Source organism: Methylomonas methanica (assembly GCF_001644035.1).
Classification (GTDB): Bacteria; Pseudomonadota; Gammaproteobacteria; order Methylococcales; family Methylomonadaceae; genus Methylomonas; species Methylomonas methanica_A.
The window spans coordinates 14,475-27,650 of sequence record NZ_LUUG01000101.1; the positions used below are offsets into that span (position 1 = coordinate 14,475).

The 13,176-nt window shown below is 52.5% G+C and carries 14 protein-coding genes; 5 read left to right on the forward strand and 9 right to left on the reverse strand.

What is annotated here, in order from left to right:
* The first annotated feature begins 98 nt into the window (after positions 1 to 98).
* The 3 genes from A1332_RS18900 to A1332_RS18910 all read left to right on the forward strand — a co-directional run bounded on the left by A1332_RS18900 (position 99) and on the right by A1332_RS18910 (position 3,194).
* Positions 99 to 1,217 (forward strand): CDP-alcohol phosphatidyltransferase family protein, encoded by a 1,119-nt coding sequence (locus A1332_RS18900; protein ID WP_064009979.1) that lies wholly within the window; start codon positions 99 to 101, stop codon positions 1,215 to 1,217.
* Positions 1,217 to 2,206, forward strand: a complete 990-nt coding sequence (locus A1332_RS18905; RefSeq protein WP_064009980.1) for a lysylphosphatidylglycerol synthase transmembrane domain-containing protein — start codon at positions 1,217 to 1,219, stop codon at positions 2,204 to 2,206. Before A1332_RS18900 ends, A1332_RS18905 begins: the two co-directional genes overlap by 1 nt.
* A gap of 298 nt (positions 2,207 to 2,504) precedes the next feature.
* The gene (locus A1332_RS18910) at positions 2,505 to 3,194 is read left to right on the forward strand and encodes a hypothetical protein (RefSeq protein WP_064009981.1); all 690 of its coding nucleotides are present in this window, start codon (positions 2,505 to 2,507) and stop codon (positions 3,192 to 3,194) included.
* 152 nt (positions 3,195 to 3,346) lie between these two features.
* Here the strand turns inward: A1332_RS18910 and A1332_RS25755 are convergent, their stop codons facing one another.
* Complete coding sequence (locus A1332_RS25755) at positions 3,347 to 3,880, reverse strand: DUF5625 family protein (protein WP_197491514.1); 534 nt, start codon at positions 3,878 to 3,880, stop codon at positions 3,347 to 3,349.
* A gap of 86 nt (positions 3,881 to 3,966) precedes the next feature.
* Between A1332_RS25755 and A1332_RS18920 the strand changes: the two genes are divergently transcribed.
* Entirely contained in the window at positions 3,967 to 4,965 is a 999-nt protein-coding gene (locus A1332_RS18920) for an IS5 family transposase (RefSeq protein WP_064009983.1), read from the forward strand.
* Positions 4,966 to 5,300: 335 nt separating this feature from the next.
* Here A1332_RS18920 and A1332_RS18925 read toward each other — a convergent pair whose 3' ends face one another.
* A complete protein-coding gene (locus tag A1332_RS18925; RefSeq protein WP_064010005.1) occupies positions 5,301 to 5,831 on the reverse strand; it encodes an REP-associated tyrosine transposase in 531 nt (176 codons plus the stop codon).
* 255 nt (positions 5,832 to 6,086) lie between these two features.
* Between A1332_RS18925 and A1332_RS18930 the strand changes: the two genes are divergently transcribed.
* Positions 6,087 to 6,284 (forward strand): DUF6316 family protein, encoded by a 198-nt coding sequence (locus A1332_RS18930; RefSeq protein ID WP_064009984.1) that lies wholly within the window; start codon positions 6,087 to 6,089, stop codon positions 6,282 to 6,284.
* Between the two features lie 4 nt (positions 6,285 to 6,288).
* Here the strand turns inward: A1332_RS18930 and A1332_RS18935 are convergent, their stop codons facing one another.
* The 7 genes from A1332_RS18935 to A1332_RS18965 form a co-directional block, all read right to left on the reverse strand.
* Entirely contained in the window at positions 6,289 to 7,389 is a 1,101-nt protein-coding gene (locus tag A1332_RS18935) for a glycosyltransferase family 4 protein (RefSeq protein ID WP_064009985.1), read from the reverse strand.
* Positions 7,390 to 7,401: 12 nt separating this feature from the next.
* Positions 7,402 to 7,779: a 6-pyruvoyl trahydropterin synthase family protein gene (locus A1332_RS18940; RefSeq protein ID WP_064009986.1), complete on the reverse strand. Its 378-nt coding sequence runs from the start codon at positions 7,777 to 7,779 to the stop codon at positions 7,402 to 7,404.
* 65 nt (positions 7,780 to 7,844) lie between these two features.
* The gene (locus tag A1332_RS18945) at positions 7,845 to 8,921 is read right to left on the reverse strand and encodes a zinc-dependent alcohol dehydrogenase (protein ID WP_231890360.1); all 1,077 of its coding nucleotides are present in this window, start codon (positions 8,919 to 8,921) and stop codon (positions 7,845 to 7,847) included.
* The gene (locus tag A1332_RS18950) at positions 8,882 to 9,598 is read right to left on the reverse strand and encodes a RibD family protein (RefSeq protein ID WP_064009988.1); all 717 of its coding nucleotides are present in this window, start codon (positions 9,596 to 9,598) and stop codon (positions 8,882 to 8,884) included. The genes A1332_RS18945 and A1332_RS18950 overlap by 40 nt, the downstream gene beginning before the upstream one ends.
* Complete coding sequence (gene ribA / locus A1332_RS18955; protein WP_082879781.1) at positions 9,576 to 10,232, reverse strand: GTP cyclohydrolase II; 657 nt, start codon at positions 10,230 to 10,232, stop codon at positions 9,576 to 9,578. The genes A1332_RS18950 and ribA overlap by 23 nt, the downstream gene beginning before the upstream one ends.
* A gap of 212 nt (positions 10,233 to 10,444) precedes the next feature.
* Positions 10,445 to 11,602: a pyridoxal phosphate-dependent aminotransferase gene (locus tag A1332_RS18960; RefSeq protein ID WP_064009990.1), complete on the reverse strand. Its 1,158-nt coding sequence runs from the start codon at positions 11,600 to 11,602 to the stop codon at positions 10,445 to 10,447.
* A gap of 74 nt (positions 11,603 to 11,676) precedes the next feature.
* Entirely contained in the window at positions 11,677 to 12,948 is a 1,272-nt protein-coding gene (locus tag A1332_RS18965; RefSeq protein WP_064009991.1) for an OmpP1/FadL family transporter, read from the reverse strand.
* Between the last annotated feature and the right edge of the window lie 228 nt (positions 12,949 to 13,176).

Here is a 13,176-nt window from a genome sequence, read left to right on the forward strand (position 1 = left end):
TTGTTTTAGATGGAAAATACTTGAAAGCAAAAACAACGCCAAACTGGCATGGCTTCTGCTGGAGCTTGTTGATTGATCTGACTCAGTAATTGAAAAACATGCAAGCAACCGAAAACGTCGTCTTAAATTTACTGCAACACGAAGTGCGCGTCATTGCCGCATTGGGTGTGGGCGTGCTGCTGATCGGCTTTGGTTTTTTCTGCCTAGCCGAGAGCTGGATACTCGCCGGCCAATGGATGATTCTGGCGAGTCTGATTTGGGCTTATGTCTGCCGCTGCGTGTGGCGGCGCTTACCCTTGAATCGCGCCAGCGCCAAAGCACCTCTCTACTGTAGCCTCGGCTGGGGTAACCGTTTAACCATCGTGCGCGGCGGCTGCATAGCCCTGACCGGCGGCTTTTTGTTTATGCAGCAAACGCTTGCATCTTATATGTGGTTGCCGGCGCTGTGTTATACGCTGGCGGCTATCCTCGACCGCTTGGACGGTTTCGCGGCTCGCCGCAGCGGACAGGTAAGCCTGTTGGGCAATGAATTGGACATTCGCTTCGATGCGCTGGGACTGGTAATCGCGCCGCTATTGGCGATTGGTTTGGGAAAATTGCATATCTCTTATCTGCTGTTGAGCATGGCTTACTATGTATACCGATGGGGCTTACACCGCCGCAGTTTGCGGGGTTTGCCGCTACACGCCTTGCCGGAAAACCCGCTACGTCGCACCTTGGCGGGCTTTCAAATGGCTTTCGTCGCGGTAGCGCTTTGGCCGCTGCTTGATCCTGAATTGACTGTTATCGCCGGCATTGCCTTCATGTTGCCGGTGTTGTTCGGATTTGCAGCAGACTGGTGGGTGGTCTGCGGTGCGTTAACGCCGCAGGCTTATGAGCGTTTGGCGGATTGGAGCGATCAGTTTTTTCAGCCAGGCTTGCGGGTCTTGTTTGCCTTGCTGCTGTTTTTGCTCATGCAGGATGCAATCGATGTGGCGGACAATATAGTGACATTTGGCTTGCCGCTGGTCGCGGGTCTTGTATTGCTTGGCCTGGCCGGACGTTTGGGGGCGCTGATCGTACTAGCATGGTTGGGCTTGCATTATCCGACCGCTAGCCATCCAGTGGTGTCTTACCTATTAATCTTTACAGCCAGCTGGATTGTGCTGCTGGGCACCGGCTGCTATAGCCTGTGGCCATGGGGCGACGAATGGATTCAACGCTATGACGGGGCCTGATGACCTGGCTTAAAGCGCTTCCGTTTTTGTTGTGGCTGCCGGCATTGCTGCTAGTTGGAGCGGTGTTTAGTCAATTGCCGCTCGCCACTATCACCCTGACCATTGGCACACTTTCTTTCAACCAATGGCTGGCCTGGATAGGGCTGAATCTCGTCATTATTTTGCTCGCTGCCAAGCGTTGGTGGGTGTTGAGTAACTTGCTGAAATTACCGGTCGGCGTTGGTCAGTTATTGATGATTCGTCAAGCCGGCCAAGCAGTCAATTTCATCACGCCCGGCCCGCAGTTCGGTGGCGAGCCTTTGCAAATTTTCTGGTTGTACAAGCGTTGCCATTTGCCGCTGCACGGGGCGCTGTTGGCATTGGGTCTGAATAGGTTTTACGAGCTATGGATCAACTTCACCATCCTGGTCCTGGCTGTGCTGCTGTTGCTGTTGCTGGCTTCGCCGGCCGGCGCTGTCGCCAACTGGCAGGAAATCCTGCTGAGTCTGACTACTATCTTGCTGACCTTGTCCCTATTTGGCTGGTTTATTTTAAAGCGGCCGGAACGGGTATTGGCTTGGCTCAAACGCCTGGCGCGGCGCTGGCAGCATCATCCGCGCTTGCAACACATCGAAACGCATTGGCAGCGCTTGGGTAGCGACTTAAAGGATGCGGTAACGGCAGGTAAGCCCGCTTTATTCAAAACCTTTATATTCTCTCTGTGCGGCTGGGCCGGTTTGCTATTGGAGTTATGGCTGCTGCTCGGCGTGTTCGATTTTGCCCTAGATATGTCCGCGTTTCTGGTTGTTTTGGTGGCGATGCGCCTGTCTTTTTTGTTACCGCTGCCGGGCGGCGTCGGATCGTTGGAAGCAGCGCTGTTTTGGGCGTTTCAATATTTGAGTTGGCCTGCCGAGGCGGCTGTTGGTTTGATTGCTTTGATGCGTCTGCGCGATGCGATTATGCTCATCGGCGGCTTGGGTTGTTTGCGCGTGTTACAGGCAAGTCGGTAGCGTAAGTGCCTCCCTAAAGGCAGGGTATCAGCAAACACTGCCTGTATTGCAACAGCCGGCGGGCATTATTTCTGTTCAGAAACGGAATTTCTTCGTGATTTAAAACTACCCATCCAATTTAATTTGACCGTCATTCCCGCGAAAGCGGGAATCCATAGCCCACCTAGACTCCCGCCTGCGCGGGAGCGACGACATCTAAAAGCCAAGTTAGTAAATACGGCACGATTAGTGCTGTTTTCGGAGCGGGAACCTTGCTCAAGGAATCCGTTTTGATAACCCATAACCAGAGAGAAAATGCATGAAAAAAACTAGCTTTGTTGCCGGCCTGCTCGTTCTGAGCGCCAACACTGCCTTCGCTCAACAAGCCCCCAGCGACGCTCCCAAACCGCCGCTAGGCTTCTTTGTTACCAGTGTCGGCTCCGGTAAAGGCGCGGATCTTGGCGGGCTGGCGGGTGCCGATGCCCATTGCCAAAAACTGGCGACTGAAGCCGGTGCCGGCAACCGCACCTGGCGCGCGTATTTGAGCACCCAAGCAACGGCTGATCAACCCGCCGTCAACGCCCGCGACCGAATCGGCAACGGCCCCTGGGCCAATGCCAACGGCGCCATAGTCGCGAATGACGTTGCCCATCTGCACGGTGATACCGTGGAGCTAGGCCAGTTGGGTAACAACGTGCATCGCACCACCAACCTGACCGAAAAAGGCGCGCAGATCAACGGCGTCGGCGCCACCCCTAACCAGCACGACCTGATCACCGGCTCCAAGCCTGACGGCCGTGCTTACACCGATGCCGCAGACCACACCTGTAAAAACTATACCAGCAGCGGCGAAGGCAGCGTTCGCGTCGGCCATTCCGACCGCACCAACCGTGGCGCCACCGGCGGCAACGTCTCCTGGAACTCCACCCACGACAGCAAGGGCTGCAGCCAGGAAAACCTGGTCAGCACCGGCGGTGCGGGTTATTTTTATTGCTTTGCGGCGGATTAAGTTGGTTTGAGAGGGTGGGCACTCATAGCATGTATCCATCCGCCATATAAGTTGCCATTAAAAAATGTAGGATGGGCTGACGAAAGGAAGCCCATCGTTCGCGATTGATGCGCTTCACCACGTTCAGCAAATCCTATGGCGTTGGTGGCCCCTTATTTTCCGCCGTGAGGGAAAGTTATTTCAAATGTAATGGGCGTTTGGTTAAATTCAGGCGATGTCGATAACACTTCGACACTCAGTTTATAACGACCTATCTCAAGAGGAAAAACTAAAAGTTGTTTTTCAAGATGATTAGCACCAAAAGAACTCAAACCAATTTCGTGAGTGCTGATTTCTTTCTGTATCAATGGTTTTATTGAATTGTTATCGATTCGAGAAATATTAAGTTTGATTGCAAGCGGGGCGGGTTGTAGTTTTTTATCAGGAAGCCATTTTCCAGCATAAAGCCGCATTGCATTCCCAACTGGAATGCTAGATTTTTCCGGAGAATCTTGCCAAATGCCTGAGCCTCCAGATAATCCCCAGGCACGTTTTCGAGTTATTTGATCATTTTCTTCAAATAAATAATTTAGATTTAAAGCTAGTAATCGGTGCGAATTGTCAATAATTTGAAATTCAGTTTCGATTTTATTTCCTACCTTTTGTACATCAAAAGGGAAATCTATCGGCGGTACAGGAGGCCAAATGTTTTTGTCTTTGCCCTTAGGGAACCTCTGATTAAAACACGACCAGCGATATAATTCAGCACCAACCCCGTTTCGAGATAACGCGCATGGATCAGTATCAACAACTCAGTTTTGCCGATGTCGAATATGCCAACAAAGGCAAAGTCACGCGGCGTGAAAAGTTTCTCGATCAACTCGAAGACTTATTGCCGTGGTCCGTCATGCTGGCGGTGATTGAACCGCATTATGCCTTGGGCCAAGGGCGCGGTCGCAGGCCGTTTCCCTTGAGTGCGATGCTGCATGTTCATGTGGCACAAATTGTCTACAACTACTCTGATCCGGGCATGGAAGACGCACTGTATGAAATTGAATCGCTGCGGCGTTTTTGCCGTATCCGCCTGGAAGCGGTACCGGATGAAAGCACGATTTTGCAGTTCCGGCATTTGCTGGAAGCCCACGGGCTAACCGAGCAGATTTTCAATGCCATCAACCAAACGCTGGCGGATCGCGGGCTGTTTCTAAAAGCCGGCACCATCGTCGATGCCAGTCTGATTGCCGCCCCGACTTCGACCAAAAACCAAAGCCAGTCACGCGACCCCGAAATGCATGCCAGCAAAAAGGGCAATCAATGGTTTTTTGGCAGTAAGTTTCATATCGGCGTTGACCACGAAACCGGCTTGGTGCATACGCTCAAGGTTACCTCAGGCAACGTGAGCGACGTCGCCGAAGCCGCCCACTTGCTGCACGGCGAGGAGCAGTTCGTACACGGCGATGCCGGTTATCAAGGCTTGGAAAAGCGCCCGGAGATGCCCGCCGACAATCCACCGACCTGCGTGATTGCGATGCGTCCTGGCAAACTGACCAAGCTGACGAAAGACGACAGCGAAGAGGCTCAGTTACTGCGCGCGGTAGCCAGAGAACTGGCCAGCCGCCGCGCGAAGGTCGAACATGTGTTTCGGGATATTAAGATCCGCTTTGGCTACGCCAAGAACCGCTATCGGGGCTTAGCCAAAAACACCGCCCGTTTAACCTTTCTGACCGCGATTGCCAATGTCATTCGCGGGGATGCGTATGAACGTCGCAGCCTCATTGCGTCTGAAATTTGAAAATAAGCCCTGAAAAAGGGCTATGGCGGCGCAAAACGGGCTGTTTTGATGAAAAAACGGTCGATGATTGAATTTTAAACCGGTCTTTGGAGCGACTGGCTTTTAAAACGGCTGTTTTTCAGAGGTTCCTTAGAACATGAAGCGTTTGCTACGAGGCCGACAATTAGAATAATCATAAACACAAAATTAATTCTTTGGTAAAGAGCAGGAGCTTTATAAATACATTTTGTAGTGTGTTTCATGTTGTTTTCTCCAGTATTGTTCACTGCCCTGCCGGCCAGACCTTAGGATGGGTAGAGCAACGCGAAACCCATCAAATAAACTCATAACCACCGTTATCCCAAGTTTAAATCATTTTCCAATCCCGCCACTCCGCCCCAATTAGCGGGAATAATCCCTCGCTTAACATATTGATGAAACGATGAATAAGGCCAATCCGCAGCGGTTGTGACATGCCCATGTTTTACCGGATTGAAATGAATGTAATCCACATGTCTGGCAAAGTCATTCTCGTCTTTTATTCGGTGCTCCCAAAATCGTCTTTGCCAGATTCCTCGCTCACTTTTTCGAATACGGCTGTTAGATATTTTCTCGGCGATTTCGATATGCCTGGAAAATTCGGATTTAATTTGTCGCCAACGCAAACTGAAATCATCGTCACCCTCAGGTAGGGTCCATATGGTATGGAGATGTTCTGGTAATATAACAATTGCTTCCATTGTAAATGGATGCTTTTGCTTAACCGTACGAAAGGATTCTCGCAAAATCTCAATATGATCCGTCAGTAGTGTTTGGCTTCTATCCGCCAGATTTACCGTAAAAAAGTAAGTGCCTCCTTGGAATCGATGGCGACGGTATTCGGTCATTTTTTTATTTTTAAGTTGGTGATGGGTTTCGCTTTGCTCTACCCATCCTACAAAGCCCATTGAGTTTAGCCCAAGCTTAGTCCTGTGAGTCATCCCGCTAAATTGTTTTCCATACACCCGAGCAACAGTTTCAGTATCTCCAGCAACAATTTTTTTCTAATCCGGCGCAATAAAGTCAGGCTTGGCAAGGCTTAAAAACATGGCATAAATAATGGTAGGAGTTTTCTTATATCAAGATTTTACAAAGAAAAGACTATGTTTCGTACCGAACGATTTTTGTCCGTGGTTAATCCTGGTACCGGGCTGTCCGCCTGGTATTTTTTGACACGGGAAGGCCGCAAAGGGCCGTTTTCCTCTAAAACCAATGCCCAGGTGGCACTGCACCATTATATCGATAGCTGTGCCCGACAGGGACTTGCCAGCCGACGCACGCGGTTGTTGGCCAACGGCTGATCGTTTATCGGCTTTGCCGGGTGTTGAATTGGCTGGATAAGAAAGCACGGATGTCGGCGCAAGTCTTATCCCATCTGGGCTGGGCGGCGTAGGCTTGCAAGGCGTTGGCGCCCAGTCGAGCCAGCAGCGGCCGATCATGATGCAGGGTCTGTAACAAATCGCCCAAGTCGGTATGCTGCTCGGGTTTAATCAAATAGCCGTTCTCCCCCTCACGAATAATCTCCCAGGCGGCACCGGCGGTGGTGCCGATTACCGGCAAGCCAAATTGCTGAGCTTCCACATACACAATCCCGTAACTTTCGTAAGCGGACGGCATTACCAATAGATGATGTTGCCGGTACAAATCTGCTAACGCTTCACCTTGCACGGAGCCGAGCAAGGACACGCTTTGCGTCAATCCGGCATCGCGAATCAGGGTTTTAATTTGCGCGACATAGCCGGGTTCCATATCCAGCCGTCCTGCTACGCTGAGCCGATAGTCTTGTGCCGGCAGTTGGCCAAGGGCGTGAAGCAACACATGCAAGCCCTTGCGGCGGATGACGTTGCCTACCAGCAATATTTTTAGCGGTCCCGGCTCCAGAGCGCCGTTTAAGATACCTGCGCGATCGATGTTTACCTCGGCAAAGTTGTCGCCGGCCGGCACCGCAATACAGTGCGGCGGTAATTCACCGGCCAGTAGCTGATTGATTTGGCTTAGTGTGGTCTGGCTGTTGGCGATGATGCCGTCCACCGTTTGCAAATATCGGCGTTCGATAAACCGATATAGCCAGGCGCTGTGCCAAGGCGCTTGGTCGATGCTGGCCAACAGATGCACCAGAGCAATTGACGGGATTTCGAGTTGTTTGCTGATACGCCGATTCAAATAAAACACCGCCGGATGAACCATGGCATCCTGAATCAAGATATCCAGCTTGGCAGCGGCGATGTTTTCCAATAAGTCACCGGTAATATTCTCGGCCAGCTGCCGCCAATAATTGCGAGGCGGCAGGCTGATGAAACTGACCTGGTCACCCTGGCTTCGCAGGTAGGACACCAGCTTGCGGTTATACAGATAGCCACCGCTGACGCTGTCCATGTCGCCAACGATCAGCAAGCCGATACGCATGGTGTTTACCGGTTAGAACGCCAAGCGATAAGCTGCCCAGCAGGTCGCGTTTTCCCAGAGTTTCACCCGCAACCTACCGGTTCCGGGTGGATTAATAGCGGCGGCGATTTTTTCGCAGATAATGCGGCTGAAGTGCTCGATGCTGGGGTTTAAGCCGGCAAACTCCGGTTTGTCGTTGAGCATTTGATCGCGGAAGTCGGCGATGACTGCATCCAACGCGGCTTCGATCGCGACAATGTCCACTAGGTAACCGTGCTGATCTAGTTGCTCGCCGTCGATACGCACTTCCGCGTTGTAATGGTGGGCGTGCGGCTGGTTTTCACTGCCCCAGTCGCCGCCGATCAAATAATGGTTGGCGATAAAGTCCCGGCTGACGGCTACGCTGTACATTTTGGGTTTCCTAATAGTGTTGGTTGCTAACCCCTCTTTGAAAAAGAGGGGTAGGGGGAGATTTTTTAATAAATAAAAATGGCTTGTAAGACTTGTTCCGGGGCTTGATCCAGCAGCTGATAAATGTCCGCGGCTTGATCAATCGGGATACGGTGGCTTATCAGTGCTTGCGGCTTCACTCGCCGAATCATCTGCCAAGCCTGCTGGAAACGTCGGGCTTTATCCCAGCGCCCGGATAATTCCGGCGCAATACTGCTGACCTGACTGCTGATGAATTTGATGCGATGGCGATGGGCCACACCGCCTAATTGCACTGGCGCGGACTTGCTGCCGTACCAACTGCCGATCACGATGCGGCCGGAATAGCTGCACAAGTCGATAGCGAGATTCAAAGCTTCCGGCGCACCGCTGACTTCGTAGATCAGATCCGCACCGGAGTTCGGCGTTGCCGATAGTTCCACGGGCAATTTTAAGGCGTCTTTCAAATCGGCTATTTGCCTGTCAGACTTGGAATCGAACGCTTGATGCACCCCCAACCTCTCGGCGTAATTGCGGCGTTTGCCGATTTCATCCAAAGCCAGCAACTGCGCCAAGGGAAAACGGGCCAGCACGCTGGATAGCAATAAACCCACAATGCCCTGCCCCAACACCGCGACTTTTTCCCCTAGAGCCGGTCTGCCATCCAGTACCAGATTAACGGCAGTTTCCATGTTCGCGAGAAATACCGCCGCTTCCGGTTCAATATCATCGGGCAAAGCAAGCAGTTGATCCGCTATAGCGATAAAGTGACTGGCATGCGGTTGAAATGAAAACACGCGCTTATTCAACCAAGCGGCATCGACACCAGCGCCGACTTGTTCGACGCTGCCGACACAGGCATAACCATATTGCAAGGGATAAGCGGCTTGCTGCTGCAATGTTGTCAATGAAGCGTCCAGCGTGATATCTGTCGGCAACTGCCCCCGATAAACCAGCATCTCGGTGCCGGCGCTGATCGCCGAGCAAAGACTCTTTACCAGCATTTTCCCGGGTTCCAGCGGCGGCAAGCGCTGCTCGCGGATTTCGACGTGACCAGGATGGGTAAACCAAAGCTGACGAGCTTTCACGCTAAGGCCGGCTCCCGATAATGCAGATTGCCCCACATGATCAAATCCTGTCCCAACATCTGCGAATGCAGCGGGCGAATTTGCGGGAGCTGGCTTTTGCAATCCAATTCCAAATTGCCGACGCCTTTGTATCCGCCCACTAAAGTGGGGGCAATAGTCAACACCAATACATCGGCCAGTTGCGCTTTTAAAAAGGCGGTGATGACCTGGCTGCCGCCTTCCACCATCAGCGTCCGGATGCCTTTTTCCCAAAGCCGTTGCAACGCTGCCGACAAATCGACTCGTCCGTCGTCGTCACCGTCTAAGGTGATGAACTCGGCATTGCCATCAAAGTCGCCATCGGGTTTTAAACGCGTTAACAACCAACATTCTTTGTCGGTGCGTTGGCAGAGGCGGGCCGTGGGCGGCATGCGTAACCAGCTATCCAAGACGATGGGTTGCGGGTTTTTGCCCGGGCATTCTCGCACCGTCAATTGCGGATCGTCGGTCAACACCGTGCCGATACCGACTAAAATGCCGTCGTGCAGGCTGCGTAGTTGATGAGTCAGGCGTCGCGATTCGTTACCACTCAAACCCAGAGTTTCGCCGGCGCGGGTGGTGATGCTGCCGTCCCAGCTTTGCGCGTAACTCAGCGTGACAAACGGCCGTCTGGCTGAGCCGAAGAACGCAGTTTGGGCGGTCAGCCAACGCTCAATCTGCTGGTTCACAATCATGCGCGGTTCTAACGCTTACCCTGGCAGCGGCAGGTTTGACTTTTAATAAGTGGTCCATGCGCCGGACTTTGGTCAGCAGATAGCCTTCGTTATCCGCATTAACCGTGGCTTCCAACGGAAAACGGGCGTTGACCCAGATACCTTCGCTTTCCAAAGCTTGAATCTTTAACGGGTTGTTGGTCATCAGCCGTATCGATTTGACGCCCAGCTCTTCCAGGATGCGGGCCGCCAAGGAATAATCCCTCTCATCGGCGCCGTGGCCCAACAATAAGTTGGCATCGACGGTGTCATAACCCTGGTCTTGCAGGTTGTAGGCGCGCATTTTTTGCAACAGGCCGATGCCGCGTCCTTCCTGACGTAGATAAACTAAAACGCCGGCACCTTGGCTGGCGATCAATTGCAGGGAACGGTCCAGTTGTTCACCGCAGTCGCAACGTCTGGAACCCAACACATCGCCGGTAAAACATTCGGAGTGGATACGCACCAATACATTTTCTGCGTCGCTGACGTTGCCCATCACAAAAGCCAGATGTTCTTTGTTATCCAGGGTATTGCTGTAGTAGCAGAGTTGAAAATCGCCATACGCCGTGGGAATGCGAGTGCTGACGAGTCGGGAAACGGTAGGTTTGGACATGGTGTTTACTAAGTGCTTAATCCCTTTCATGAATCAATTTATGTGCCAGCTCTCAAGTGGTTGTTTGGCATACGAATTAGCGAATTTCAAGCAACAATACTGCTGCCTGACGCGCAGCAACTGTTGACCTCGTGTTGATTTATCAGCTATCGGGAAGCACACGCCGCGCACTTCTAAGCATTGAAAGCCGAAATTCAGGAAAAACTAGCTGTTCAAGGCCGAAACTTGCTCAGGCGCTTAACCGCTTCATGCAACGTGGCGTCATCCTTCGCGAAGCAAAACCGAATCAAACCTTCACCGGCGGCGCTTTGATAGAACGAACTACCCGGAATGCTGGCAACACCGGTCTGCTCCAATATCGCCAATGCAGCGGCCTTGGCCGTGGGATAACCGAAGTGGGCGATGTCGGCCAATACATAGTAAGCACCTTGCGGTACCAGTGGCGTCAAACCGGCCTCGTGAAGGCCTGCACAAATGATGTCGCGCTTGCGTTGATACTGAACACGTAGCTGCTGAAAATATTCCGGCGGCGCCTGCAAACCTGCCGCTGCCCCGTATTGCAAGGGCGACGGCGCACACACGTAAAGTAAATCGTTAACCAGGTTTATCGCCTGCGCCAATGCCGGCTCGGCCACCGCATAGCCCAGGCGCCATCCGGTAATACTAAAGGTTTTGGAAAAACCCATGATACTGACGGTACGCTTAGCTAGGTTGCCGACGCTGGCCGGAGAGATATGCGGCACGTTGTCATAGGTAATGTATTCGTAGATTTCATCAGAAATGACCAGCAGATTATGCTGTTCGGCTACTCGTTCGATGATTGCCAACTCGGCGGCACTGAACAGCTTGCCACTGGGATTGCTAGGCGTGCAGACCACGATCGCCCGGGTACTGGGTTTTAAGGCGGCACGCAACTCGGCTTCGTCGAGATGGAAATTTGGTGGCGTCAGGGTTAAAAACTGCGGCTCCAGACCGTTGAGCAAAATCGTATTCAGATGATAGCCGTAGTAAGGCTCCATCAGTAAAATGCCATCGCCCGGATTTAATAATGCCGTCAATGTGGCTGCAAACGCGCCGGTAGTACCGCCGCTAATCACGATCTGACTATCCGCATCGACTTCCAAACCATTGTCGCGTTTCAGTTTGGCGGCAATCGCCTGCCGTAATGGCGGCACGCCCTCGGAAGGCGTATAGGTATTGAGGCCGTCTTGAATGGCCTTGATCGCACCGTAACGCACCAGAGCCGGAGCAGGCAAATCGCCCAGCCCTTGCCCCAGGTTAATCCCGCCAACGCGTTCGCATTCGCGGGTCATTAAACGGATGTCGGATGGCTGTAAGTTGGCAATCCGGTTAGCAGCGGGAAAAGTCATCGGCAAATTCTGCAAAAGTCAGTTAAAAAAGAAGCGCCTTATCGGCGCTTGAAGGGAGGAGCGCCCTGATTACTTTAAAACCGCCGCGACCAGCCGAATTGCAAGGAAAACTGGCTCATCGACAGATCGATTGATTGACCAGGGCTCAATGGACTCGGCCCGGTGATGGTTTTCTGCGGCGAATACATAAAGGCAAAACTGAGTTCGTCCTGTTTGCTAAGCGCGTGACTTAAGCCGCCGGTCAAGTGCCATTCCTGCACACCGGGCGCCAGAATATTGAACAGCACCTCGGAACCTTCAATGGGTTGCTGCCCGTAGCTCAAGCCCCCGCGCCAAATCCAATCCTGACTTTGCTGCCACTGCACACCGGCTTTATAAATCGTCATATCGTTCCAGCCAAAACCACGGCCATCGGCATGCCCCAGCAGATTGCCCTGAAAGGTATTGCCGACCGATTTGATCTCGCTATAGCGAATATGTTCGACATCAAAGTTGGCTGTCAGGGCTTTATTGACATCCCAAGACAAACCTACGTTGAAGCTGTCCGGAATATCGAAACCACCGCCCTGGGCAAACAAGCCCGAATAGCGTTCAAACTTGGACATATAAATGCGGCTTTTGTACGACGCACCCAGCCGCAGCCCTGGCACCAACTCAGCCAAACCGCCTACCCGAAAGCCGGCGCCGAAGGAATAATCGCGCCCTTGGTCCGATAAATGATCCGGCTCACTGGAGAAACCAAATTGACCGAAGGTACTCAGACCTCTGGCCTTGAACGTCTGCGCGGCGAAAATCGGCGAAATCCCCACCACATAGCGACCCCTGGCAAACGAATGCGCGTAGGTGCCGACGATAAAGGCCTGCGCCATGTCGATGCCGGTGCGGCCAGCGCCGAAAGTACCGTTAGCGCCCGTAAACAAACCATTGCCGTTGACCAGCGGTTTGTAATCGGTGTTCATACCGCCATTGCCGTACATCGCTAAGCCCAGAGTTTGCTCGGCGTCTAATTTATAGCTCCAACCTAAGGTCGGTACGGGAAAATACTCGCTGTCACTTTCCACCGATCCGGTGGCCAGCATGCCGCCGCCGTTGACGCGGTACTCGCGATGCGGGCTAAACAATTCAAACTCCAAATCCAGACGATCAACGACATAAGCCAGACCGGCGGGATTAATCGCCGAGACAATCGCATCCTGCGCAAAAGCGGTACTAGCCCCCGCCAACGCTTTACTTCTGGCACCATAGCTGTGGGCAAAATAGCCGTTGGTGGCATTCGCCGTGGGCACACAGACGGCAATCGCGGTAACTGAACCCAGCAACGCTAGTGATGTTTTTGAAAACGCCATACAAGGTTTCCCCTAGTGAAGAGCTTGAGGAAATTCTATCCAGAGCCAGACTCTCTTTAAAAACGATATATTTCGATGTCTATTTCAGATATTGGCATAAAGACATCAGGCACCACATATACTCCGGCGCACTCCAAATCTGTTTTTTTTGATCCGCCCCGTCCGGCTACGCCCCCTGATTCTGCATAAACACCTGAACAGCAAACGTTGCTAGCTGAGCAGCAAATC